Source organism: Neotamlana laminarinivorans, from assembly GCF_020523925.1.
GTDB classification, from domain to species: Bacteria; Bacteroidota; Bacteroidia; order Flavobacteriales; family Flavobacteriaceae; genus Neotamlana; species Neotamlana laminarinivorans.
This window is the reverse complement of record NZ_JAJAPW010000001.1, coordinates 757,036-783,653: the sequence shown is the minus strand read 5'-3', so window position 1 is coordinate 783,653 and position 26,618 is coordinate 757,036. Positions and strand designations below refer to the sequence as shown.

The following is a 26,618-nucleotide window of genomic DNA, read 5'->3' as shown; positions in this document are numbered from 1 at the left end:
AATATATAAAATGAAAAATGTACTTAAAATAGGTGCAATATGTTTATTAGTTTTTGCATCTTTTACAAGTTGTAAAGACCAAAAAAAAGAAGAAACAGCTAAAACTGAAGCTACTCCAGAACGCCCAAACATTTTGTTTATAATGGCAGACGACCATACAGGGCAAGCTTGGGGTATTTACGAAAGCATTTTAAAAGATTTGGTACACACACCAAATATTAAACGTTTAGCTAAAGAAGGAACTGTTTTAGAAAATTGTTTGGTGTCAAACTCTATTTGTACACCAAGTAGAGCTACAATTTTAACAGGACAATACAGTCATGTTAACGGTGTTAAAATTTTAGATGCTGGTTTATCGCCACAATACAATAACATTGCTAAAGAAATGCAAAAAGGGGGGTACCAAACATCAATTATTGGTAAATGGCATTTAAAACAAGAGCCAGCAGGTTTCGATCATTATGCAGTGCTTCCTGGTCAAGGAGAATATCACGATCCAATAATTAAAACGGCCGATAATTGGAAAGATTATTACGAAGGTGGTAAACAATATAAAGGTTATAGTACAGATATTATTGCTGATATGACTATCGATTGGATTGAAAACCGAGATAAAGATAAACCATTTATGGCCATGTGTCATTTTAAAGCCACACACGAGCCTTACGATTACCCAGAGCGTTTTGCGGACCTTTATAAAGATGAAGAAATTCCAGTTCCAGAATCATTTTACGATAGTAGTGCATCTGTAACAGGACGTTCGTTTTTAGGACAATCTATGGATAATTTAAAACAACGTTATTTAGATGCTACAGCAAATCCAGAATTGCGTAAAGACTTTATGAATTATCCGGGGTTACCATTTTCAGTTGATGGATTAACCAACGAAGAAGCACGTTATAAAACCTACCAAAAGATGGTGAAAGATTTTATGCGTTCTGGTGCCGCGGTAGATGATAATATTGGTAAACTTTTAGATTATTTAGAAGCCAACGGACTTGCAGAAAATACCGTAGTAATTTACACAGCAGATCAAGGTTATTTCTTGGGTGAACACGGTTGGTTCGATAAGCGTTTAATTTTCGAAGAATCTATTCACATGCCGTTCGTTATTCGTTATCCAAAAGAAGTAAGAGCAGGCGCAAGAAATAAAGATTTAATTGAAAATGTAGATTTTTCAGCATTATTCGCAGATTATGCAGGAATCGATTATCCAAAGGATATGCAAGGGCGCAGTTTCCGTGAAAACTTAAAAGGAAACACACCTAACGACTGGAGAGATTACGGCTACTATCGTTATTGGGATCATTCCAAAGATCGTCCTGGACATTTCGGTATTCGTGGGCAACGTTATAAATTAGCGTTCTTTTACGGCAACGGATTCAAAGGAGCTGCTCAAAATCAATTCTGGGATTTTTACGATTTACAAGAAGACCCGCACGAATTACACAACGCCTACAACGACCCAAAATACAAAGATATTATTGCCGATATGAAAGCTGAAATTTTAAAACAACGCGAGGCTATTGGTGATACAGATGCAGATAATCCAGAAATTCTTGAGATTATTGAAAAACACTGGAATTAATATTCAACAAAAGTAAGTAACAAAATGCATAGTAAACTTAATACACTTTTTAGCCTAATCTTTTTAAGCATAATAACACTAAGTTGTAAAGCACAAAAAGAAACTAAGCCTAACATTATCATCATTATGGCAGACGATATGGGTTACGGCGATTTATCGTGTTACGGTAGTACATTAATAAATACGCCTAATCTCGATAAAATGGCTTCAGAAGGTATTAAGTTTACAGATTTTCATGCCAACGGTCCCGTTTGTAGCCCTACCAGGGCTGCTATTTTAACAGGTAAATATCAACAACGCGTTGGTATTGATGGTGTGGTTACAGCCAAACATCATCGTGATAAAGGTTTAGCAGTTAGCGAAAAAACGTTTGCAGATGCTATTAAAAAAGCAGGTTATGTAACCGGAATGTTTGGTAAGTGGCACGTAGGTTACAAAAAGGAATTTAACCCGATTAACCAAGGGTTCGATGAGTATATTGGTTATGTTTCTGGTAATGTAGATTATCACTCACACATCGATCAAGAAGGCTACGAAGATTGGTGGGTTGGCGATACTATTAAAAATGAAAAAGGTTATTCTACAGATTTAATTACCGAACATTCTGTAGATTTTATTAAGCGACATAAAGACGAACCTTTTTTACTTTACATTCCGCACGAAGCGCCTCACGGGCCATTTCAAGGGCGTAAATCTGCTGCAGAACGTTACGTAGGTTGGAAAAATGGCGCAAAGCAAAAAGATAAAATGTCTGATGAAGAACTCAACAACATTTATAAAGAAATGGTTGAAGTTATGGATGAAGGTGTTGGTGAAGTAATGAAAACCTTAAAAGAACTGAATATTGATAAAAACACGATTATATTCTTTTGTTCAGATAACGGTGCATCAAAAAAAGTAGGTAGCAATGGTGGTTTAAGAGGATATAAATCTACCTTATGGGAAGGTGGTCATCGTGTATCTGCAATGGCTTGGTATCCGGGAACAATTCAACCAAACCAAGTAAATAACGAAACGGTTTTAACCATGGATTTATTTCCTACTATCATGGATTTAGTAGGTGCAGAACAACCAGAAAATCTAGATGGTGTAAGTTTAAAAAATAATTTAATTAAAGGTGAGCCCTTAGCAGAAAGAGATTTGTTTTGGGGCTATGCTGGAAGAAAAGCCATTCGTCAAGGCGATTGGAAACTTATTATTCGAAACAAAACCGCAGAACCTTTATTATATAATTTAAAAGAAGATATAGGAGAAAATAATAACCTCGCCCAACAACATCCAGAACTAGTTAAAAGTTTGACTAAAAAATTAGAAGCTTGGGGCGACGATGTTTATGCAACAACTAAATAATAACCATTAATGAAATATTCAATTTATATCGCTTTAATTATAGCTATTTTATGTTTTAATAGTTGTGCCGAAACAAAAACGGCAGATAAGCCAAAAAGACCTAACGTGCTTTTGGTTATTACAGACGATCAAGGTTTTGGCGATATTGGATATTATGGAAATCCGCATATTAAAACCCCAGTTTTAGATAGTTTAGCAAGTAAAAGTGTACGTTTCGACGATTTTTCAGTAAACCCAGTGTGCGCGCCAACACGTTCGGCAATCATGACAGGAAAGTACTCCATGACAACAGGAGTGCACGATACCTACAGAGGTGGTGCAATGATGGCGCCAAGTGAAGTTACCATTGCCGAAATTTTAAAAGAAGCAGGTTATAAAACCGGAATGATTGGGAAATGGCATTTAGGCGATAATTACCCAATGCGTCCACAAGACCAAGGTTTCGATTATACACTAAATCATTTATCTGGCGGAATTGGGCAATACGGCGATTGGCCAAATACATTGAAAAGAGACAGCAGTTACTTCAATCCTATTTTATGGAAAAACGGTAAACAAGTGCAAACTCAAGGATATTGTACCGATGTTTTAACCGAAGCAGCAATGGATTATGTTGAAGACAACAAAGACAATCCATTCTTCTTATATTTATCTTATAATGCGCCTCACGGGCCATTGCAATTACCGCAAAAATATTATGATATGTACAAAGATGTAGATATCGATGCGGGTTTAATTAACCAAGGAAAACCATATCCAAATGTTACAGACCATAGTAGAGAAAACTCTAGAAAAGTCTACGGAATGGTAACTAATATTGATGATAACTTAAGACTATTATTCAAAAAGTTAGAAGATTTAGGCATAGATGAAAATACACTAGTTATTTTCATGACAGATAATGGTCCGCAACATCCAAGATACATTGCAGGTATGCGCGGTAAAAAAGGTTCTGTTTTTCAAGGCGGCGTACGTGTACCAAGTTTCTGGTATTATCCAAAAGCGTTTAAAGAAGCCAGAGATATAAAAACGCCAGCCGCTCATTACGATATTTTACCAACATTAGCCGAACTTACAGGCGCTTCATTACCAGAAGGTTTAAAAATTGAAGGTGAAAGTTTATTACCATTATTAACTAAAAAAGAAGATAGCTTACCAGAACGCATCATTAACCGTTATTGGGCAAGAACAGCGCCAGTGCATTACAGAAATGTATCAACAAGAAAAGGGGAAATGAAATTAGTTGGTGTTGGTAAAGATGAAGATGGTAACGATAAATTTGAATTATTTAATTTAAATGAAGATCCTTACGAACAAAACGATATTTCAGCAGAACATCCTGCTTTAGTTGAAGAATTAAAAGCCGAAATGGATGCTTGGTTAAATACCATGGAAACTTCAGAACATATTGTAAATTCACCAATGCCAATAATTGGAACGGTTCATGAAAATCCTGTAATGCTAAATCAGAATGATGCTCTTTTCTTAAAGAAAGAAGGTGTTAAAAAAGAATTTATTTATTGGGATGTTATTGTAAATGAAACAAAAACGTTCGATATCACCGTGCATTTTGATGCGCCAATAGCTACAACCGGCACGTTAGAGCTAGATTTAGGTTCGCAAACAAAAACCGTAAAAATTGAAGCTAACAAACAAACAAGTTTCAGTTTTAATAATATAGAATTACCAAAAGGTAAAGTTACCATAATGCCTAAAACCTATTTAAAAAGAAAAGGCGAGTTAAAATACGCCTATCCGTTTTACATTGAAATAAAAGGATAATCAGGAGGATTTAAATGAAGAAACAAATAGTACATACCATAAAAAAGCTAAGTATTGTTGCTTTAGCAATTACCATTTCAAGTTGTAATAATGCTAAAAGCAATCAACAAAAAGAAACGTTTAAATTACAGTATGACGAGCCTGCCGAAAAATGGACAGAAGCTTTACCTGTTGGTAATGGTAGTTTAGGCGCCATGATTTATGGTGGTGTTTCGCAAGAACACATTCAGTTTAATGAGGAAACGTTATGGCGTGGTCAACCTCACGATTATTCGCACGAAGGTGCTGGCGAATATTTGGGTGAAATAAGAACCTTGTTGGCTACAGGAAAGCAGTTAGAGGCTCAAAGGTTAGCTCAAGAACATTTTATGAGCGATCCTATAAAACAAATTCACTATCAACCTTTTGGAGATATTTATTTCGACTTTAAAAATCACGAAAACTATAAAAACTATAAACGTGAGCTTAATTTAAATAATGCGGTAAGTTCGGTTTCTTATACAGTAGAGGATGTAGCATATAAACGCGAAGTATTATCTAGTTTTCCAGATCAAATTATAGCAATTAATGTATCGGCAAGTAAAGAGAAAGCTTTAAATTTCGATTTATGGTTAGATGCCATACATGAAGATAAATCGGTTGTTACTTCAAATAATACACAAACCCTTGTAGTTAAAGTAAAAGACGGTGTATTGTGGGGAGTTTCAACCTTGAAAATTAAAACCGATGGAACGGTTACTACTACCGATGGTAAATTACAAATTACCGATGCTTCAAACGCTACGGTATACTTATCTGCAGCCACAAATTATGTCGATTTTAACGATGTAACCGGAACACCGGAAAAAATAGTTCCAGAAACTTTAGTGAATGTGCAAGATCAAAGTTTTGAGTTTGTAAAAGAAAGACATATCTCCGATTATCAATCGCTTTACAACCGTTTTCAAATTAGTTTTGGCGATAATGGAAAATCTAAAAACCCAACCGATAAACGTATTGCCGATTTTAGCAAAACACCTAACGATCCGCAATTGGTAGCACTTTACGTGGAATATGCACGCTATTTAACCATAGCAAGTAGCAGACCAGGAACTAAACCTGCAACATTGCAAGGCATTTGGAACGATAAATTAACGCCGCCTTGGTTTAGTAGTTATACCACTAATATTAATTTAGAAATGAATTATTGGCCTGTAGAAATGTACAACTTAAGTGAATGCCACGAGCCACTTTTCGATTTAATTGAAGATTTATCTATAACAGGATCCAAAGTTGCAAAAACACATTATAACGCCGATGGTTGGATTGTACACCATAATGTTGATATTTGGCGAGGTGCTGCTCCAGTAAATGCATCGCATCACGGTATTTGGTTAGGTGGTGCTGCTTGGTTATCATCGCATATTTGGGAGCATTACTTATTTACGCAAGATAAAGAATTCTTAAAAAAACGTTATCCGTTACTTCGTAATGCGGCTTTATTTTATAGTCAGTTTTTGCATGAAGATCCAAATACAGGATATTTAATTAGTTCGCCTTCAAATTCACCAGAAATAGGAGGTTTAGTTGCTGGCCCAACTATGGATCATCAATTAATTCGAGCTTTATTTAAAACCACTATTGAAGCTTCAAAAATTCTAGATCAAGATGCAGAGTTTACATCAACCCTTAAACCCATGATTAATAAAATTGCGCCAAACCAAATAGGTAAACATGGGCAATTACAAGAGTGGATGGAAGATAAAGATAACCCAGAAAATCATCACAGGCATGTATCGCATCTTTGGGCAGTTCACCCAGGAAACGAAATTAATTTTGATGAGACTCCAGATTTAATGCAAGCTGCAAAACAATCTTTAGAATATAGAGGAGACAATGGTACAGGTTGGAGTTTAGCATGGAAAATTAATTTTTGGTCGCGTTTTAAAGATGGAGATCACGCATATAAATTATTACATAAATTATTAAGTCCTGCCGAAAGACCAAATGGAAAAGTTGGCGGTGGTTCTTATCCTAATTTATTTGATGCACATCCGCCATTTCAAATAGATGGTAATTTTGGAGGTGCTTCAGGTATTTTAGAAATGCTTTTACAAAGTCAGTTAAAATACATCGAATTATTACCAGCATTACCAAGCACGTTGCCAGAAGGACATGTTTCTGGAATTTTAGCACGTGGCGGATTTGAGTTAGCATTTTCATGGGAAGCAGGTACACTTAAAAACGTGTCAGTTTTATCAAAAAGTGGTATGCCTTGTGTATTAAAATATGGAGACAAATCTATTGAGTTTGAAACCGAAGCAGGTAAAACCTATAATTTTGATGGCTTATTAAACAAAAAATCGTAATGCAGAAATTAACGTTCATATTACTTTTTATAACGGTTTTTTTTAGTCCTAAAGCAGTATTCGCTCAGGCTAAAAATTCTAAACCCAATATTGTTATTGTTTTTACTGACGATCAAGGTTATCAAGATGTAGGTGTATTTGGCTCGCCATTAATTAGCACACCAAATTTAGATAACATGGCTAAAAACGGTATAAAATTCACCGATTTTTATTCTGCATCATCGGTATGTTCGCCATCAAGAGCTGCTTTATTAACGGGTTCATATCCAAATCGTGTTGGAGTGCCTCAGGTATTATGGCCAAATCTTCCTGGAGGTTTAAGCAATGCAGAAACAACTATTGCAAACATGTTAAAATCCCAAAATTATGCCACGGCTTGTATTGGTAAATGGCATTTGGGCGATAAGCAAGAATACTTACCAACATCACAAGGTTTCGATATGTATTATGGCATTCCGTTTAGTAACGATATGTCGGTAAATCCAAAATCTAAAATCTCTAAAAATATTGTGTTTAGAGAAGGTATGACTTTAGATAGTTTGCGTGAAACAAAATGGCGTGGTAGCAGAGTTCCTTTGCTTAAACAAGATGAAGTTATTGAATATCCCGTAGATCAATCTACCATAACACAACGCTATACCGAACAAGCAATAAATTTTATTAAAGAAAATAAAAACGAACATTTCTTTTTATACTTGGCACATTCAATGCCGCACGTACCGCTTTATGCATCGGCTAATTTTAAAGGCAAAAGTAAAAGAGGGCTCTATGGCGATGCTGTAGAAGAAATAGATTGGAGTGTTGGAGAAATTTTAAAAACTTTAAAAGAACAAGGGCTTGATGAAAATACCTTAGTTATTTTTACATCAGATAACGGACCTTGGACCTCAAGAGGAGAACATGGTGGAAGTGCTTTACCGCTAAGAGGACACAAAAATGAAACTTTTGAAGGTGGTTTTCGCGTACCAATGATAGCGCAATGGAATGGAAAAATTAAACCAGCTTCAGTAAGCGATAAAGTTATTTCTACTATTGATGTTTTACCAACTGTAGCCTATTTAACAGGAGCAGATTTACCAGAGAAAAAAATAGACGGAAAAAACATTTGGCCTATACTTTCAGGTAAACAAAATAAAAAATCACCTCATAAAAAAGAGGGCTTCTTTTATTACAAAGATTTTAACCTTGAAGCGGTAAGACAGGGCGATTGGAAATTAAGAATAATAGAAGACGATGTCGCACTTTATAATTTAAAAGACGATATATCAGAACAACATAATTTAGCTTCAACATATCCTAAAAAGGTTAAAAAACTTAAAAAATTGATGCTAGATTTTGATGAAGAATTACAACAAAACAAAAGAAACCAACAACATTTACGCAGCAAATAATGTCAATTAAAAACATCTTACAAATTACTTTAATGAGTATCGTTTTCTTTTCTTGTAATAAAAAAGAAGAGAAAAAGAGCACTACAAATGCAACAAAACCAAACATCATATACATTCTTGCTGATGATTTAGGTATTGGCGATGTATCTATTTACAACGAGAACTCTAAAATTGAAACACCAAATATCGATGCCTTGGCAACTAACGGCGTAATGTACACCGATGCCCACACAAGCTCTGCCGTATGTACGCCAACACGATACAGTATTTTAACTGGTCGTTATAATTGGAGAACATCGCTTAAACAAGGTGTGGTTAGTGGTTATTCAAAATCATTAATAAAGCCAAACCGAACTACTATTGCCGATGTTTTAAAAGACAACGGTTACAACACAGCTTTTATAGGTAAATGGCACATGGGCTGGGACTGGGATATTACAAAACCAGATTCATTAGGTTTAGATATCGATAACTTAAAAGCAAGACCAGAGGTAGATTTTACAACACCTATTCAAAATGGTCCAAATACACATGGTTTTGATTATAGCTACGGATTTTGTGGCTCTTTAGACATGCCACCATACGTTTGGGTAGAAAACGATATGCCAACCAGCGTACCCACAAAATATACCAAAGGTAAAACCAAACAAGGTACTTGGCGTTATGGCTTAACTGCCGATAATTTTGAGCACGAACAAGCGTTACCAGAAATTACAAAACGTACCGTAAGTTATATTAACGATAATGCAAAAAAAGACGATCCGTTTTTTGTGTATATGCCTTTGCCTGCACCGCACACGCCAATTTTACCAACTGATGCTTTTAAAGGTAAAAGTGGTTTAGAAAATCCGTATGCCGATTTTGTTATTATGGTCGATTGGGTTGTTGGAGAAGTTACAAAAGCTTTAGAAGCTAACGGTATTTCAGAAAATACATTAATTGTTTTTACTAGTGATAATGGCTGTTCACCAACAGCAAATTTCAAACAATTAAAATCTAAAGATCACAATCCAAGTTACGTTTACAGAGGTACAAAATCTGATATTTTTGAAGGCGGACACCGTGTACCATACATCATGACATGGAAAAATAACATTCAGCCAACAAAAACAGAACAATTGGTTTGTACTACTGACTTTTTTGCAACCGTTGCCGATGTTTTAAATATTGATTTAGAAGATAATGTAGCAGAAGACAGCTTCAGTCATTTAACAAATTCTGACGCTCCAAAACGCGAAAGCATCATTCATCATTCAGTTCGAGGTGAGTTTGCCTATCGTAAAGGCGATTACAAAGTTAATTTCTGTAAAGGTTCTGGCGGATGGAGTTATCCAAATATCAACACTAAAAAAGCAATTTACGATACACTTCCAATGGTTCAATTGTATAATGTTAAAACCGATGCTGCCGAAACCAAAAATTTACAAGCAGAACATCCTGAAATTGTAAAGGAATTTAAAGCCGATTTATTAAAAATTATAAATGATGGCAGAAGTACTGTTGGTGCAAAACAAGAAAACGATGGTACAAGCGATTGGCCACAATTAGAAAAACTGAAGAACACAAAATTATAGTTAACAAAAAGATGAAATATAAATTAAACATAAAACAGGTATTTACGTGTTTGCTTTTAGGAGGAATTATTACAATTTCTTTATCGTTTACAGATAAAAAAGATCCGCCTTATAAAAACCCTAAACTTCCTGTTGAAGAGCGTGTGCAAGATTTGTTAAGCCGAATGACTTTAGAAGAAAAGTTCTGGCAAATGTTTATGATTCCTGGCGATTTAAGCATTGGTAAAGACAAATTGAAACACGGTATTTTTGGTTTTCAAATTTCATCAAAAGGAAAAAATGATAATGCCGCAGAGCAAATTATGGATTACGGTTCTACCGGAAGTGCTCAAGATATGGCAAACGAAATTAACAAGCTGCAAAAGTACTTTTTAGAAGAAACACGTTTAGGTATTCCTATCATTCCGTTTAACGAAGCTTTACATGGTTTAGCGCGCGATGGTGCTACGGTGTACCCACAAGCTATTGGTTTAGCAGCTACTTGGGATACTAATTTAGTTGGAGATGTTGCAAAGGCAATAACTAAAGAAACTAAAACACGTGGTATTCGTCAAATTTTATCACCAGTTTTAAATATTGCGCGCGATGTACGTTGGGGACGCGTAGAGGAAACTTACGGCGAAGACCCATATTTAACAACGCAAATGGGCTTATCTTTTATTAGTGAGTTTGAAAACGAAGGTGTTATAACTACACCAAAACACTTTGTTGCAAATGTAGGTGCTGGTGGTCGCGATAGTTACCCAATTAGTTTTAACGAACGCTTATTAGAAGAAATTTATTTTCCAGCTTTTAAAGCAGTTTTTCAAAAAGCAGGCGCACGTTCGGTAATGACGGCTTATAATTCTTTAGATGGAACACCTTGTACATCAAACGCTTGGTTGCTAAGAGATAAATTAAAAGGCGAATGGGGATTCGATGGATTTGTAATTTCAGATGCAGGTGCAACTGGTGGTGCCAATGTATTGCATTTTACAGCTGCAAATTATGCTGAAGCTACAGAAGATGCCGTTGAAGGCGGTTTAGATGTGATGTTTCAAACCAATTACAATCATTTTCCATTATTCTGGGAAGCTTACGAAAAAGGAATGGTTGATATTAAAGCTATTGATGAAGCGGTTAGTCGTATTTTAAAAATAAAATTTGAATTAGGTTTATTTGAAGATCCTTACGTTGATGCTAAAGAAGCCGACAAATGGAACGGACACAAAACACACCGCGAGTTAGCAAGAAAAGTAGCTTCAAAATCTATGGTGTTGCTTCAAAATAATAATGCAGTTTTACCTGTAAGCAAATCAAATAAAAAAGTAGCCTTAATTGGTCACGATGCTAAAACAGTACGTTTAGGTGGTTATAGCGGCCCTGGTAACGATAAAGTTTCGTTTTACAATGGTGTAGCTGCTAAAATTGGAGAAGCTAATATTAGTTATGCCGAAGGCGTTTCACTTAAAGAAGAAAATTACACTGTTATTGCTCCAAAATATTTATCGTCAACTAAAGATGGTAAAAAAGTTGAAGGTTTAAAAGGCGATTATTTCGATAACATTACATTAAGCGGTTCGCCAAAAGTGGAACGTGTAGATAAGAAAATCGGTTTTGGTTGGACCTTATTTTCACCTCATAAAGATTTACCTTACGATTGGTATTCTGTGCGTTGGACAGGAAAAGTTAAAGCGCCTAAAACAGGAATTTCAAAAATTGGTATTGAAGGTAATGATGGTTACCGTTTGTATTTAGATGGTAAATTGTTAATTGATAATTGGCAAAAGCAATCGTATAATACCATTTTAAAAGAATTTTATTTTGTTGAAGGAAAAGAATACGATGTAAAAATTGAATTTTACGAATCTGCAGGAAATGCAAAATTCAAATTTATTTGGGATGTCGATGTAACTCAAGAATGGGAACAACAAATTGAAGATGCGGTTACAGCTGCAGAAAAAAGTGATGTTGCGGTTGTATTCGCTGGTATTCACGAAGGTGAATTTAGAGACCGTGCTTTATTGGCTTTACCAGGGCATCAAGAAACATTAATAAAAGCCGTTGCTGCAACAGGTAAACCAACCGTTGTTGTGTTAGTTGGTGGTAGTGCGATTACGATGGCCAATTGGAAAAACGATGTAGATGGTATTATCATGGCTTGGTATGCTGGTGAAAACGGAGGTAATGGTTTTGCCGATATTTTATTTGGTGATGAAAATCCTGCGGGACGTTTACCAATTACATTTCCGGTAGATGAAGCGCAATGCCCGTTATACTACAATAACAAACCAACAGGTCGTGGCGATAACTACCATAATTTAACTGGGCAACCTTTATTTCCATTTGGTTACGGTTTAAGTTATACATCGTTTGAGTATTCAAATATTGAATTCAGTAAAAATAATATAGAGCCAAACGAATCAATAGAAGTAACTTGTACCATCACCAATTCAGGTAAATTAGATGGCGAAGAAGTGGTGCAACTTTACATTCGTGATGAGTTATCATCAGTAGCACAACCTATTAAATCACTTAAAGGATTTCAACGTATTGCCTTAAAAGCAGGTGAATCTAAAACCGTTACTTTTACTTTAGATAGTGAAGCTTTATCTATGTTAGATATTAATTTAAAGCGTGTTGTTGAATCAGGTGATTTTAGAATCATGATTGGTGCATCATCAAAAGATATTCGTTTAAGAAAAATTTTAACCGTAAAATAACCAACATCAAAATGAAACATATAAAAGGATTAATTTTAATTGCATTAGTAGCTTTTTCATCGTGTAAACAAGAAGAAAAAGGACTTGATGTATCTTGGAAAAGTAGTACAGAAAACAGTGTTTGGACTGATAAAACCTATCAACAACAACAACCTGTAGAAGTAACTCCAGAAACAACTATAGTTGTAAATACAACAAACCAACAACAAACTATTGATGGTTTTGGCGGCTGTTTTAACGAGTTAGGTTGGGAGGCTTTAGCCATGGTTACACCCGAAGAAAAACAACAAATTTTAAACGATTTATTTAGTCAAGAAACAGGCTGTAAATTTACATTGTGTAGAATGCCAATTGGTGCTAACGATTATGCGGTAGATTGGTATAGTCATAACGAAACCGAAGGCGATTTTGCAATGGAAAACTTTTCTATAGATCGCGATAAAAAACGATTAATTCCTTACATAAAAGAAGCTCAAAAAATTAACCCAAATGTAGCTGTTTGGGCATCGCCTTGGTGTCCGCCGTCATGGATGAAACACAGCAAACATTACGCTTGTAAAGCTAATCCGGAATTTAACGATTTACCAGAAGAGTGGAGTAATACAGAAGAATTAGTTTCACGTTTTATTACAGAACCAGACTATTTTGAGGCTTACGCCTTATACTTTGCAAAGTTTGTTCAAGCTTATAAAGAAGCAGGTATAGATATTAGCGCTGTTCACGTACAAAACGAATATAATTCAGCACAAAACTTTCCATCTTGTGTTTGGAAACCAGAAGATTTAGGAATTCTTATTTCAGATTATTTAGGACCAAAATTTGAAGCTGAAAATATTGATGCCGAAATTTGGTTAGGAACTGTAGAGCGTCCGCAATTAGAGCGTGTAACAGATGTTGTTGAGTATGGTGATGCCAAAAAATATGTTGATGGTATTGGTTTTCAATGGGCTGGTAAAGGTGCTATTGAAGCGGTTCATGCTACATATCCAGATATGCGTTTAATGCAAACTGAAACCGAGTGTGGCGATGGCTCTAACGATTGGAAGGCTGCAGAATATACATTTAATTTAATGAAGCATTATTTTGAAAACGGTGCAAATTCATACATGTATTGGAACATGGTTTTAGATGAAACTGGAAAAAGTCAATGGGGTTGGAAACAAAATTCTATGATTTCTATTGATAGTAAAACAAAAGCCATTACCTACAACCCAGAGTTTTATTTAATGAAGCATTTAAGTGCTTTTGTTATGCCAGGTTCAGTAAAAATTGATACTGCTGGAGACGATGAAAACGCCGTTGTTTTTTATAACGAAGCAGAAAATAATGTAGTGATTTTAGCGTATAACGACGCTAGCGAAAATAAAACCGTTCAATTTAACATAAACGATAAAGAAGTTAAAGCAAGTTTAGATGCCAAGTCATTTAACACCTTAACTGTAAACTTATAAAACATGGATAGAAGAAGTTTTGTAAAATATTTAGGAGCTACAGGAATTTGTATTAGTGCTTCATCGTGTGCCTCTTTAAATTTATTTGGAGATACATATGATGAAGAAGTAGCACGCGAAGCTTGGAAAAACTTAGCAAATAAAGAAGCCGCTTTTGCTTATGTTAGTCCTAATAAAAAATTACCAAACGTATTTATTTATGGCGATTCTATTTCTATTGGGTATACAACTACGGTTAGAAAAGAGTTAGAAGGCAAAGCCAATGTGTTCAGGTTTCATAAAAACGGACAGTCAAGCAACAAGTTTATTCCGTTTACAGAAAAAATGAAAACCACCATGTTTCAGCCGTATTTAAAAGGCGGTTGGGATTTTACTTGGGACGTCATTCATTTTAATGTAGGCTTACACGATTTAAAATATGTTAAAAACGGCAAGCTCGATTTAGAAAACGGTAAGCAAGTAAATAGCATAGAAAAGTACAAAGAAAACTTGCATGAAATCTGTAAGTATTTAATGAAGGAATACCCTAAAGCAAAATTAATTTTTGCAACTACAACTGCAGTGCCAGAAGAAGGTGCCGATGGTAGAGTTGCAGGTGATAGTGTTAAATATAATAAAGCGGCATTAGAGGTTTTAGCAAATTATCCTGAAATACAAATTAACGATTTGTACGCCTTTACAAAACCACACGAAAAGGAGTGGTATATAAAACCGCATAATGTACATTATAATGAGCTTGGTAAAACCGCTCAAGGTAAAGAAGTGGCTAAAATAATAGCCCAAAACTTATAGTTTATGAATAGAATAGTAATTTTTATAACCATTATTTTGCTTTCTGTAACAGGAAAAGCACAAGAAAATACATTTATTCCGCAACCAGAATCTGTGGTGTTTAAAGAAGGTGTGTTTACTTTATCAAATACCACTAAAATTTACATGCCAAAGCAAGTGGCATCAAGCTTTAAACCTTACGTTTTAGAAAAATTAAAATTTGAAACAGGTTTAAATTTTGTTGTTGAAACAGGAAAAGTTAAAGCGAAATCGAATTACATTGAATTTCAAAAAACAAAAGATAAATCGGTAAAAGAAGAAGGTTATATTTTAGAAGTTTCAGATTCAAAAATTATAGTGAAAGCAAAAGGTTTTGCTGGTTTTTTTAATGGATTTCAAACTTTACGACAAATAGTTCCTATAGAAAAAACATCAGAAATTAAGCTTCCAAATGTAACAATTACAGATAATCCAAGATTTGGTTGGCGTGGTGTTTTAATGGATGTGTCGCGTCATTTTCATTCTAAAGAATTTGTAATGAAGCAGATTGATTTATTGTCTTCTTACAAAATAAATGTGTTCCACTTGCATTTAACCGACGATCAAGGTTGGAGAGTAGAAATTAAAAAATATCCTAAGCTAACAGAAAAAGGTGCTTGGAGAGCAGAACGAGACGATCATTGGTGGAGCAGAAAACCGGCAACCGCTAGCGAGCCTAAAACAGTTGGTGGTTTTTATACGCAAGACGATTTAAAAGAAATTATTGCATTTGCAAAAACGAGAAATGTGGAAATTATTCCAGAAATAGATGTTCCTGGTCATAGTAAAGCTTTGGTAGCTTCGTACCCAGAATTATTTTGTTCGGATATTGATACTACTGGCGTAAATTTTGAAGTTGCCGTTGGTGGTAAAGCGCCTAATAATACGGTTTGTCCAGCAAGTGAATTTACCTATGAATTTTTAGAAGGTGTTATTGAAGAAATAGCCGATTTATTTCCGTCAAAATATCTACATATTGGTGGCGATGAGTGTAGCAAAAAAGATTGGAAAAAAAGTGCCATGTGTGCTGCACTTATGGAAGAAAACGGTTTAAAAGATTACGAAGAATTACAGAGTTATTTTATTCAACGTGTTCATAAAATTGTAGAAAAACAAAACAAAACCATGATTGGTTGGGACGAAGTGTTGAGTGGTAATGGTGTTCCTGGAGCAACCATTATGGCATGGCGTAGAGGTAAATATAACCCAGAAGTACAAGCGCCAAGAGAAGGTTATCCAACTATTATGACCTCTTATTTACATTCCTACATAAGCCGAGTTCAAGGGCCAACTTTTATGGAGCCAGAAGGTCCTAATTCGGTGTTACCATTATCTGTAGTGTACAATCACGAACCTGTTCCTGCAGAATTAAACCAAGAAGAAGCGGCTAGAGTACTAGGAAACCAAGCTAGTTTATGGGGAGAGTTTACGCCAACAGGAGAACATTTTGAGTATATGTTGTACCCAAGAACTTTAGCAAGTGCAGAAGTATCTTGGAGTAACCCAGAAGTGAAAAACTGGGAGCGTTTTCAAAATGCATTAGAGTTTAAACACTTTAATAGATTAAAAAAAGAAGGTGTAAACGTTGCAAAAAGTTTGTTTACAGTGTATCCGGCTTTCGGTATCGATCAATTGCATAATAAAGCTATTGTGTATTTAGAAACCGAAGCAGTTGGTTACGATATTTACTATACACTAGATGGTAGCGACCCAACAATGGAAGCTACTAAGTACACCGAAAATTTTAAAGCAGTACCAAAGTCTTTATTAAAAGCAGGATTATTCAATAAAAAAGGCGAACTGTTGGGAGAAATAACAGAGATAAGATTAAAATAATATGAAACTAAATAAAATACTTTTTGTAGCGCTATTCATTTCAAGTTTAGTATCGGCACAACAAAAACCTAATATTGTTTACATTATTTGTGACGATTTAGGCTATGGCGATATACAAGCTTTAAACCCAGAAAAAGGAAAAATACTAACACCAGAAGTTGATGCTTTATCTAAAGAAGGCATGACGTTTACCGACGCGCATTCGGCATCGGCGGTTTGTACACCATCTAGGTATGCGGTGCTTACAGGGCGTTACTCATGGCGTTCAAGACTACAAAAAGGGGTTTTAAGTGGCGGCGATGAGCTAGATCCTTTAATTGCAGACGATATTACAACCGTTCCAAAAATGCTTAAAACAGCAGGCTATAAAACTACCGCAATTGGTAAATGGCATTTAGGATTTAAGTTTGTTGATGATGAAGGCAATCCTGCCGAAGTTTACGATGGTAAAAAAGTAATTGGTCCTGCAATTGGTTCTACCGTTCCTAACGGGCCATTATCACGCGGATTTGATTCTTATATCGGGTTTCACCACTCTAGAGTTATGAAAACCGTAATTAAAGATGATAAGGTAATCGATAAAATGGAGCCCATTAAAATGCTTCAATTTTTAGGCGATCATGCTACAGAATATATTGCAAAAGAAGCCGATGACGATGAGCCTTTTTTTATGTATTTGGCTTTAAACTCTCCGCACAGTCCGGTTGTTCCGTCTGAAGATTGGCAAGGTAAAAGCGGTATGGGTGCGTATGCAGATTTTGTAATGGAAACCGATTTTGTGGTTGGCCGTGTTTTAGATGCTTTAAAAGAAAATGGTATAGAAGACAATACGCTTGTATTTTTTACTAGCGATAATGGGTGTTCTGCTCCAGTTTCAAAAGCAGGAAAATTAGAAAAAGAATTTGGGCATTACCCAAGTGCTAATTTTAGAGGGTATAAGTCTGATATTTGGGAAGGCGGTCATCGCATTCCGTTTATTGTAAAATGGCCAGGAGTTATTGAGGCGGGTTCAGAAAACGATAAATTAATTTGCCAAACTAGTTTAATGGCTACTTGTGCCGAAATTGTCGGTGCAAATTTAAATGAAACTACCGGTGTAGATTCATACAGCATTCTTCCAATGCTTAAAAACAAAAAAGCGAAAACTGATTATAATTTAGTGGTGCATCATTCTATAAACGGAAAATTTTCTATTCGTAATAAAAAATGGAAATTAGAGTTAACTCCCGGTTCTGGCGGATGGTCTGGACCTACCGATAATAAAGCCATTAAAGAAAACTATCCAGATATTCAATTATATAATATGAAGAAGGATGTGGAAGAAACTACAAATGTTTACGATAAATATCCAAAAGTGGTTAAAAAACTAACATCACAGCTCGTTGAAATTGTAGAAAACGGAAGAACAACTTCAGGAAAAACATTAGAAAACGATGTGGAAGTAGACATTTTTAAACCAGGTATTACAAAAAAAGCATCGGCACACTAACAAAACAGAATACGTTACATGAAAATTAAAAGGTTAAAAATATCGGTCTATTTCACTTTAGTTTCAAGTGTGCTATTGGCTATTGCATGTTCTACAACAAAAAATACCAAAACGGTTGAAGCTGATAATAACACAAAAGAGCCGGTAGATTATATCGACCCAATAATTGGTGCAGTTACCTACGGTAAAAAATCTAAAGATGCTCACGGTTTTGGTAAAACATTCCCAGGTTCGGCAACACCTTTTGGTTTAGTACAATTAAGCCCAGATACGGTTTCCGATGGCGATAACGGCCCTGGATATTCCTACGAGCATTCTACTATAGAAGGTTTTAGTTTTACACACATGAGTGGTATTGGTTGGTTTGGCGATTTAGGAAATTTTTTAGTAACGCCAACCGTAGGAAAATTACAAACGAATAGAGGCGTTGAAAAAGACCCAGAAAGTGGTTACCGTTCGCGATATTCACATGATACCGAAGTTACAGAAGCAGGATATTATGCAGTAACTATGGACGATTACAAGGTGCGAACAGAATTAACTTCATCGCCAAGAGCAGGAATTATTCGTTTTACTTATCCAGAAAGCGATAGTTCTCGTGTGCAAATAGATTTAGCGCGTAGAGTAGGTGGTACATCAACCGAACAATACATAAAAATAGTAAACGAAAACACCATTCAAGGTTGGATGAAATGTCCGCCAGAAGGTGGTGGTTGGGGCGCTGGTGCCGGAAACGCCGATTATGTGGTGTATTTCTATTGTCAATTTAGCAAGCCTTTAAAAGATTATGGCATTTGGAGTGCAGATTTACCAGATGTAAAACGCAAAATGCGTTGGATACGTAAAGATAATTACCAAAACGCCATTAAAAACGCTAAAATTTATACCGATAAAACCGAATTACAAGGCGAACATTTAGGTTTTTATACCAATTTTAATACCAAAGCCGGCGAACAAGTTTTAGTAAAAAGTGGAATTTCATTTGTAAGTATCGAAGGCGCAAAAGAAAATTTAGAGCACGACATTAATCACTGGGATTTTGATAAAACCAGACAAGAAGCTAAGGATTTGTGGAGTGATGCTATTTCTAATATTTCGGTTGAAGGCGGCACAGATGCAGAAAAAACTATTTTTTATACGTCGTTGTATCATACGTTAATTGATCCTCGTGCTTTTTCAGATGTCAACGGAAATTATGTTGGAGCAGATAAAAAAATACATCAAACTAATGATTTTACATACCGCACCATTTTTAGTGGTTGGGATGTTTTTCGTTCACAGTTTCCACTTCAAACCATAATTAATCCAAGTTTAGTAAACGATGAAATTAATTCGCTAATTCAAATGGCAGAGTTAAGCGGTCGCGAATATTTACCACGTTGGGAAATGTTAAATTCGTATTCTGGTGTTATGTTAGGTAATCCTGCAGTTTCGGTTATTAACGATGCCTACCAAAAAGGCATCCGCAATTACGATGTTGAAAAAGCGTTTACCTATTCCTTAAACACGGTAAATAACACTGGTAATGGAACACTTGGTTATTCCCATAAACACATTTCTAAAACCTTAGAATATGCCTATTCCGATTGGGCTTTGGCAACTATGGCAGAATCTTTAGGAAAAGCAGATGTGGCTAAAGAATATTTTAAGCGCAGTAAAAATTATAAAAATATTTGGAACGATGAGGTAAATTGGTTTAGAGCTAAAGATAGTACAGGAACTTGGTTACCATGGGAAGGAAAAACAAAACACGGTCAAGGTTGTATAGAAAGTAATCCGTATCAACAAGGTTGGTTTGTACCACATGATATAGCTGGTTTAAAAGAACTTATGGGAGGCGAAGCGGCGTTTAAAAACGAGTTAATTTCTTTCTTTGAAAATACACCAGAAGATTTTCTTTGGAATAACTATTACAATCATCCAAACGAGCCAGTACATCATGTGCCATTTATGTTAAACGAAGCCGACGCGCCACATTTAACACAAAAGTATACACGTAAAATTTGTGAAAACGCTTATGGAACAGATGCTTTTGGGTTATGCGGCAATGAAGATGTTGGGCAAATGTCGGCATGGTATGTTTTAGCTTCTATAGGAATTCATCCTATAAATCCTGGAGATAATAAATATCAAATTACAAGTCCGGTATTTTCAGAAGCTGAAATAAAATTGGATAAGAATTATTATTCAGGAAAAACCTTCAAAATTATAGCTCATAATAATTCAGAAGAAAATATTTATATCCAATCTATCAAATTGAACAGCAAAATTTTAGACAGGTATTATATTACCCACGACGAAATTGTAAACGGTGGTGTTTTAGAGTTTGAAATGGGGGCAACGCCAAAAATAAAAAGTTAATTCAATTTAGAGTAAATAGAGAGTAAACTAAAAAAGGAATACGACCAGATGAAGCTTAATAGAATAACATTTTTTTTATTTGTATTCCTAAGCTTTTGCTCATTGCTTAACGCACAGAAACAGCAAAAACCGAATTTTGTTATTGTATTAGCAGATGATATTAGCTCCAATACCTTAGGTTGCTATGGTTCTCCAAACCCAAATACATCTCCTAATATCGACCAACTGGCAAGCGAAGGTATAAAGTTTACCAACATGTTTGTTTCTCAGGCTATTTGTGCACCAGCACGAGCAGAATTAATGACCGGTTTAATGCCTGTAAAAAATGGTTGTTCTATTAACCATGCTGCAACAAAAAAAGGCACGCTAAGTATTGTGCAACATTTAGAAAAGTTAGGCTATCGTGTGGGATTAACAGGGAAAAGACATTTTAAACCAAAATCGGTTTATCCGTATGAGTTTATTGATGGTTTTACGCAAAGTGTTGGTTTTAGAGGGCCAGCACCGGAGGATTGGAGCGGCGTAAAGGAGTTTGTTACGCGCAATCCTAATCAACCTTTTTGTTTACTTATTTGCTCTGTTAATGCGCACGCTCCATGGGATGCCGGAGATAGCAGTTTATGGAATACAGAAGAATTGATTCTACCAGATAATCTTGTAGATACTGACGTTACGCGCAAATACTTTCGTGAATATTTAGCAGAAGTTAGAGCGTTTGACGAGCAAGTTGGTAAAGCCCTAAACCTTATAAAAGATAATGGTCTAGAAAAAAACACTGCAATGATTGTTTTAGATGAAAACGGTACGGGAATGCCTGGTGGAAAATGGACCACCTACGATTGGGGCGTGCGGTCTGCTTGTGTAATGAAATGGCCAAAATCATATAATCAAAAATTAGAAACTAATGCTATTGCCCAATATTGCGATATTCTTCCAACGCTAATAGACGCAGCAGGAGGAAAAGTACCTACAAATCTCGATGGCAAAAGCTTAATGCCAATTATTAATAAAAAGGCAAATACACATCGAGAATACGCTTTTTTCTTGTACAATAGTGGTAGTGAAGGTCCAGAATATGCATCTAGAGCAGTAACCGATGGTAAATTTAAATTGATTTGGAATTTAACGCCAGATAATCTGTACGCAGTACGTGTAATTAACGGCTTTGATTATGGTTATGTCGATAAAAAAATGCTCGATAGAGATGTGAGGCAAATATATCTGTCTTGGCTTGAAAAAGCAGGTTATAATGAATCTGCAAGTAACTTGGTACAGCGTTATAAAAAACGACCAGAATTTGAATTGTACAATTTAAATGAAGATCCTTATGAGTTTAATAATCTTGCCAATAAACCAGAATACGGTTCAAGAATAGCGGAATTAAAAACGGCTATTCAAGATTGGATGAAACAACAAGATGACGATGTACACTACCAAAATTAACAACCAATAAACTATATATCTACCGCGTGAATTTACAAAACAAAAAAATTACTAGGTTTATAAATATTAATAAAACGATAGTTTTATTAATGTGTATCGTTTTAACGGCTTGCACACAAGTAAAAGTAGACGAAACGGTGTCAATTGAATCCTTATTAAATGAAATGATAGATCGCGAAGCTATATCAAAATTTCCAAAAAATGAGTTTCGTTTAAAACAAGAAAGTAGCTATAACAGATTATCAAAAACACCAAACGATACTGTTGGTTGGTTTATAAATCACGATTTTAATTCTAAAGGAAGCGACAAAAATTTTATTCGTGTAGAAGAAAATAATGGAGAAAAAGAATGGGTTTTAATGGATCATCAAGGCCCAGGTGCAATTGTACGTACTTGGATGCCATTTTTAAACGCCAAAAAGCCAACAACAACTAGCATAATTAAAATTTATTTAGATGGAGCAGAGCAACCAACCTTACAAGGAAATATGCTAGGACTTTTAAACGGAACAGGACTGTTTCCGTTTCCTTTTGCACATAAATCAATACGTTCTGCAGTATCCTTTTTTCCAATTCCGTATTCAAAAAGCTGTAAAATTACAGTAACGGAAAAACCTTTTTTCTATCAATTCACTTACAGAGAATATACAGAAGGAACCCAAATAAAAACGTTTACGGTTGAAGATTTTAAGAAAGAAACTGAATTAATAAAAACAGTAGGCGAAGCTTTGTTAAGGCCAAAAGTAACAGAACAAGGCGAAACATTGCAATTAAATGAAACTTTAAAACAAGGCGAAGAAAAGTTTCTAAACTTAGCCCAAGGCACCAAAGCCATAAGAGATTTATCTTTAAAATTGGGAAGTTACAAAGACTCTACAGTTACCCGTTCTGTCGTTTTAAAAATTCAGTTCGATGGACAAGAAACCGTTTGGTGTCCCATAGGAGACTTTTTTGGAAGTGGAGTAGGTTTAAATCCGTTTCAAGGTTGGTACAGGACTGTAGCTAATGATGGAACAATGGCGAGCAGATGGGTAATGCCATATCAAAATTCAGGAAAAATATCTGTAGTTAATCTTGGTAAAGAACCTGTAGATTTAGAATTAGAAGCCAACGTTGGAGATTATACTTGGGACGAAAACAGCATGTATTTTAATGCAGCTTGGAGAGGCGAATATCCAGTTTCAACCAGACCATTTTCCGATTGGAATTATGTTACCATAAAAGGTAAAGGCGTGTATGTTGGCGACGCTTTAACCATTTGGAATCCTGTAAAAAGATGGTGGGGCGAAGGCGATGAAAAAATTTGGGTAGATGGAGAAGATTTTCCATCTATATTCGGAACCGGAACCGAAGATTACTACGGTTATTCTTGGGGCGGTATGAGTAACGATTTTTACGAGCATCCATTTCATGCGCAAACAGCTAGCAATGTTTACAATAAAATTAATAGAAAACCTGAAGCCGAATTTGGCACACGAAACACCCAAAAATATAGTACAGAAACACGTACTCGTTCTTTAGATGGTATGCCTTTTGGTTCGTCTTTACAATTAGATATGGAAATTTGGAGTTGGACTAAATGCGATATGGAATATGGCGTAGGCGTGTATTGGTATGGAAATGCGGCAACAACATCAAACAGAACTCCAGATCCGGAAGGAGTTAAAAACCTTTTAAAAACCGAAAAAGAATTAATTAACTAAATAAACTCTATTAGAATAGTTTTTTTAATTGATATTATAGATAAAGTTTGTTAAAATTCTATAATAATGAAGTTTAATATTAAAAGAATTTTATAAAATGAAAATTAATATAATAGTACTAACCTTGTTAGGTTTTTTCTTAATTGGATGCAAGTCAGAAAACAATCATGATGAGAACAAAAGAAATGTAGTCTTTATAATAGGTGATGATTACAGTTATGGTGAACATGGAAATTATGGCAATGAATTCATAAAAACGCCAAATATAGATGCTTTAGCTTCTAGTTCTGTAAGTTTTGAGAATTTTCATGTGGCAGCGACTTGCTCACCTTCCAGAGCACAATTAATGTCTGGAAAACACGAATTTCGTGTTGGAGTTACACATACAAAATATCCAAGAGCATATTTAAATTTAGATGAAAAGTTACTCCCTGAATATTTTCGAGAAGCAGGCTATACAACAGGGCATTTTGGAAAATGGCATTTAGGAAATGATGTGTTTGATGATGAGTATAGTGCAAGATCAAGAGGTTTTGAAACGTCTTTAGTGAGTCATTATCGTGAACATTTTAATCCAGATATGATGCTGAACGGAAAAATGATTTCTTACAAAGGATACCGTACAGATATTTTATTTGATGAAGCGGCGAAATGGATTGATAATCAATTACAAGAGAAAAAGTCTTTTTTTTGTTATATAGCAACTAACTCTGCTCATGGTCCATTTGATTGTCCAGATGAATTTAAAGAACAGTATTTGGGAACTCAGGATATAAAAAAACGAGAGACATACTACGGTATGATTTCAAATATAGATATGAACGTTGGTAAGATAATAAACCAATTAAAGAAAAAAGGTATTTATGAAAATACATTACTGATTTATATGACGGATAATGGTCATGTTCTCGGAGGTTATAATGCAGGAATGCGAGGGTCTAAGGGGTCTCAATATCGAGGAGGAACAAGAGTACCATGTTATTTCCATTGCCCTGAGTATTTTGAAGGAAATCGTGTAGTTGATGAGTTAACAGGTGGTATTGATTTTTTGCCCACATTGTCAGATTTGTGTCAATTAAATCTAGAAAAGAAAGTTGACGGAAAAAGCTTAGTACCTCTGTTATTAGATGATAACAACAATTTTAGTGACCGATTTATGGTTTGTCATGTAGGTAGATGGAAGGATGGAAAATTTGAAGATAATAAATATAAAAAGTATGCTATTCAAAATAAGCGTTTTCGTTTGGTGGATAACAAATACCTTTTTGATATCAAAAATGACCCTAACGAAAGTATTAATGTTTTAGACCAATATCCAGAGTTGGTGCAAAAAATGCGAGAATTCTATGAAGATTGGTGGATGGAGACAGTTCCTATGATGGTTAATGAAGAGCGTGCAGTTCTTGAGGGAGGTTCAAGGTTAAGTATAGAAGATGTGGAGTTTAGAAAGAAACAAGATCAAAAATAACATAGTCAAAATGGTTTTAAAATTCTGAAATAATTAAATCAATTTAAAAATGTTAAGAAGTTGCGCGTCTTTATTTATTAATGTAAAAAGGTTAAGGTATATCATATATTTATGCTATATGACATTGATGGTGTCATGCACTACTCAAAAAATAAAGTCACCATGGAATTTAGAACAATTATATAAAACTCCTAACTGGAGAAAAACAGAAAAAGCGAAACAAGAAGGAGTAACAAGTATTTTATATGAGTCTAGTCCTGTTAGTGGACAAAAAGTTGAGGTTTTTGCCTATTACGGTATACCTGAAGGAGATACCCCTAAGGATGGGTGGCCTGCTGTAGTTTGTGTACACGGTGGAGGCGGAACTGCTTTTCATGAATGGGTAAAAAAGTGGAATAAACATGGTTATGCTGCTATAAGCATGGATTTGGAAGGACATTATCCAATAACTGAAGATATTAATGATAAAAAAAGCCCAAGAATACCAACCGAAAATCCAGGATTAACTAGAGTTGGTACGTTTAATGATTTTGAAAAACCAATAACTGAACAATGGTATTATCATGCTGTCGCTCAGGTTATTCATGCAAATTCATTGTTGCGTTCTTTCTCAGAGGTTAATCCAAATAAAATTGGAATTACTGGTATAAGTTGGGGTGGTATATTAACGAGTACAGTTATTGGATTGGATAATCGTTTCAAATTTGCTATTCCTGTTTATGGCTGTGGTTTTTTACCTGATTCAGACGGTTTGCAGGGTGAAAATATAAAACCAGGAAAGTATACTGAATTTGTTAATTTAAATTACGACGGGTCTGCCTATTTTAATAATGTAAGAATACCTACATTATGGATTAATGGAACTAATGATAAGCATTTTCCTTTATTATCTACACAAAAATCAGCCCAGGCAGTAAACGGCGAAGTAACAAAATATTATAAATTAAATATGCCTCATGGACATTATGCAGGATGGAAACCTAAAGAAATTTATGCCTTTGCTAACAGTATAGTAAAAGGCGATAAAGCATTAATTGAAATAGAAAAACCTCAAATTAAATTACACGTCATACAGGTTGAGTTTCATACAACTTCAACTGTTAAATCTGCAAATCTGGTTTACACCAAAGATTCTGGAAAGTGGGTAAATCGTCATTGGCAAAAAGTACCTGCTACCATTTTAAATCCGCAAATTAAAGCCGAAATACCTAAAGATGCTATACTTGGTTTTATTGAGGTTATGGATGGCGAAGGCTTAATGGTGAGTTCAGAGTTTATTCAACTTAATAAAGATAACAATACAAAGAATTAATTAACTAAAT

At 35.1% G+C, this 26,618-nt stretch carries 16 protein-coding genes; all 16 read left to right on the top strand.

Annotated elements, in window-relative coordinates:
- Positions 1-10 precede the first annotated feature (10 nt).
- A complete protein-coding gene (locus tag LG649_RS03505; protein ID WP_226540945.1) occupies positions 11-1,588 on the top strand; it encodes a sulfatase family protein in 1,578 nt (525 codons plus the stop codon).
- Positions 1,589-1,612: 24 nt separating this feature from the next.
- Entirely contained in the window at positions 1,613-2,938 is a 1,326-nt protein-coding gene (locus tag LG649_RS03500) for a sulfatase (RefSeq protein ID WP_226540944.1), read from the top strand.
- Positions 2,939-2,947: 9 nt separating this feature from the next.
- Positions 2,948-4,720, top strand: coding sequence for an arylsulfatase (locus LG649_RS03495; protein WP_226540942.1), 1,773 nt, complete (start codon positions 2,948-2,950; stop codon positions 4,718-4,720).
- Positions 4,721-4,734: 14 nt separating this feature from the next.
- A complete protein-coding gene (locus LG649_RS03490; protein WP_226540940.1) occupies positions 4,735-7,068 on the top strand; it encodes a glycoside hydrolase family 95 protein in 2,334 nt (777 codons plus the stop codon).
- The gene (locus tag LG649_RS03485) at positions 7,068-8,459 is read left to right on the top strand and encodes a sulfatase family protein (protein WP_226540938.1); all 1,392 of its coding nucleotides are present in this window, start codon (positions 7,068-7,070) and stop codon (positions 8,457-8,459) included. The genes LG649_RS03490 and LG649_RS03485 overlap by 1 nt, the downstream gene beginning before the upstream one ends.
- Positions 8,460-8,491: 32 nt before the next feature.
- Complete coding sequence (locus LG649_RS03480) at positions 8,492-10,033, top strand: sulfatase family protein (protein WP_226540936.1); 1,542 nt, start codon at positions 8,492-8,494, stop codon at positions 10,031-10,033.
- 11 nt (positions 10,034-10,044) lie between these two features.
- Entirely contained in the window at positions 10,045-12,735 is a 2,691-nt protein-coding gene (locus tag LG649_RS03475; protein WP_226540934.1) for a glycoside hydrolase family 3 protein, read from the top strand.
- A gap of 11 nt (positions 12,736-12,746) precedes the next feature.
- The gene (locus LG649_RS03470; protein ID WP_226540932.1) at positions 12,747-14,186 is read left to right on the top strand and encodes a glycoside hydrolase family 30 protein; all 1,440 of its coding nucleotides are present in this window, start codon (positions 12,747-12,749) and stop codon (positions 14,184-14,186) included.
- Between the two features lie 3 nt (positions 14,187-14,189).
- A complete protein-coding gene (locus tag LG649_RS03465) occupies positions 14,190-14,978 on the top strand; it encodes an SGNH/GDSL hydrolase family protein (protein ID WP_226540930.1) in 789 nt (262 codons plus the stop codon).
- Between the two features lie 3 nt (positions 14,979-14,981).
- Positions 14,982-16,832 (top strand): beta-N-acetylhexosaminidase, encoded by a 1,851-nt coding sequence (locus LG649_RS03460; RefSeq protein ID WP_226540928.1) that lies wholly within the window; start codon positions 14,982-14,984, stop codon positions 16,830-16,832.
- Between the two features lies 1 nt (position 16,833).
- Positions 16,834-18,321, top strand: a complete 1,488-nt coding sequence (locus tag LG649_RS03455) for a sulfatase family protein (RefSeq protein ID WP_226540927.1) — start codon at positions 16,834-16,836, stop codon at positions 18,319-18,321.
- 18 nt (positions 18,322-18,339) lie between these two features.
- Positions 18,340-20,682 (top strand): GH92 family glycosyl hydrolase, encoded by a 2,343-nt coding sequence (locus tag LG649_RS03450; protein ID WP_226540925.1) that lies wholly within the window; start codon positions 18,340-18,342, stop codon positions 20,680-20,682.
- A gap of 102 nt (positions 20,683-20,784) precedes the next feature.
- Positions 20,785-22,125, top strand: a complete 1,341-nt coding sequence (locus tag LG649_RS03445) for a sulfatase family protein (RefSeq protein ID WP_226540923.1) — start codon at positions 20,785-20,787, stop codon at positions 22,123-22,125.
- A gap of 89 nt (positions 22,126-22,214) precedes the next feature.
- Positions 22,215-23,828 carry a glycoside hydrolase family 172 protein gene (locus LG649_RS03440; RefSeq protein WP_226540921.1) on the top strand — a complete coding sequence of 538 codons (1,614 nt, stop codon included), beginning with the start codon at positions 22,215-22,217 and terminating at the stop codon, positions 23,826-23,828.
- 97 nt (positions 23,829-23,925) lie between these two features.
- Complete coding sequence (locus LG649_RS03435; RefSeq protein ID WP_226540919.1) at positions 23,926-25,296, top strand: arylsulfatase; 1,371 nt, start codon at positions 23,926-23,928, stop codon at positions 25,294-25,296.
- A 118-nt stretch (positions 25,297-25,414) separates the two neighbouring features.
- Positions 25,415-26,608 carry an alpha/beta hydrolase family protein gene (locus tag LG649_RS03430; RefSeq protein WP_226540918.1) on the top strand — a complete coding sequence of 398 codons (1,194 nt, stop codon included), beginning with the start codon at positions 25,415-25,417 and terminating at the stop codon, positions 26,606-26,608.
- The last annotated feature ends 10 nt before the right edge of the window (positions 26,609-26,618 follow it).

Bases quoted from the DNA above. Each gene is read 5' to 3' on its own strand.
- LG649_RS03505 (WP_226540945.1), top strand. From the start codon at position 11: ATGAAAAATGTACTTAAAATAGGTGCAATATGTTTATTAGTTTTTGCA.
- LG649_RS03500 (WP_226540944.1), top strand. From the start codon at position 1,613: ATGCATAGTAAACTTAATACACTTTTTAGCCTAATCTTTTTAAGCATA.
- LG649_RS03495 (WP_226540942.1), top strand. From the start codon at position 2,948: ATGAAATATTCAATTTATATCGCTTTAATTATAGCTATTTTATGTTTT.
- LG649_RS03490 (WP_226540940.1), top strand. From the start codon at position 4,735: ATGAAGAAACAAATAGTACATACCATAAAAAAGCTAAGTATTGTTGCT.
- LG649_RS03485 (WP_226540938.1), top strand. From the start codon at position 7,068: ATGCAGAAATTAACGTTCATATTACTTTTTATAACGGTTTTTTTTAGT.
- LG649_RS03480 (WP_226540936.1), top strand. From the start codon at position 8,492: ATGAGTATCGTTTTCTTTTCTTGTAATAAAAAAGAAGAGAAAAAGAGC.
- LG649_RS03475 (WP_226540934.1), top strand. From the start codon at position 10,045: ATGAAATATAAATTAAACATAAAACAGGTATTTACGTGTTTGCTTTTA.
- LG649_RS03470 (WP_226540932.1), top strand. From the start codon at position 12,747: ATGAAACATATAAAAGGATTAATTTTAATTGCATTAGTAGCTTTTTCA.
- LG649_RS03465 (WP_226540930.1), top strand. From the start codon at position 14,190: ATGGATAGAAGAAGTTTTGTAAAATATTTAGGAGCTACAGGAATTTGT.
- LG649_RS03460 (WP_226540928.1), top strand. From the start codon at position 14,982: ATGAATAGAATAGTAATTTTTATAACCATTATTTTGCTTTCTGTAACA.
- LG649_RS03455 (WP_226540927.1), top strand. From the start codon at position 16,834: ATGAAACTAAATAAAATACTTTTTGTAGCGCTATTCATTTCAAGTTTA.
- LG649_RS03450 (WP_226540925.1), top strand. From the start codon at position 18,340: ATGAAAATTAAAAGGTTAAAAATATCGGTCTATTTCACTTTAGTTTCA.
- LG649_RS03440 (WP_226540921.1), top strand. From the start codon at position 22,215: ATGTGTATCGTTTTAACGGCTTGCACACAAGTAAAAGTAGACGAAACG.
- LG649_RS03435 (WP_226540919.1), top strand. From the start codon at position 23,926: ATGAAAATTAATATAATAGTACTAACCTTGTTAGGTTTTTTCTTAATT.
- LG649_RS03430 (WP_226540918.1), top strand. From the start codon at position 25,415: ATGACATTGATGGTGTCATGCACTACTCAAAAAATAAAGTCACCATGG.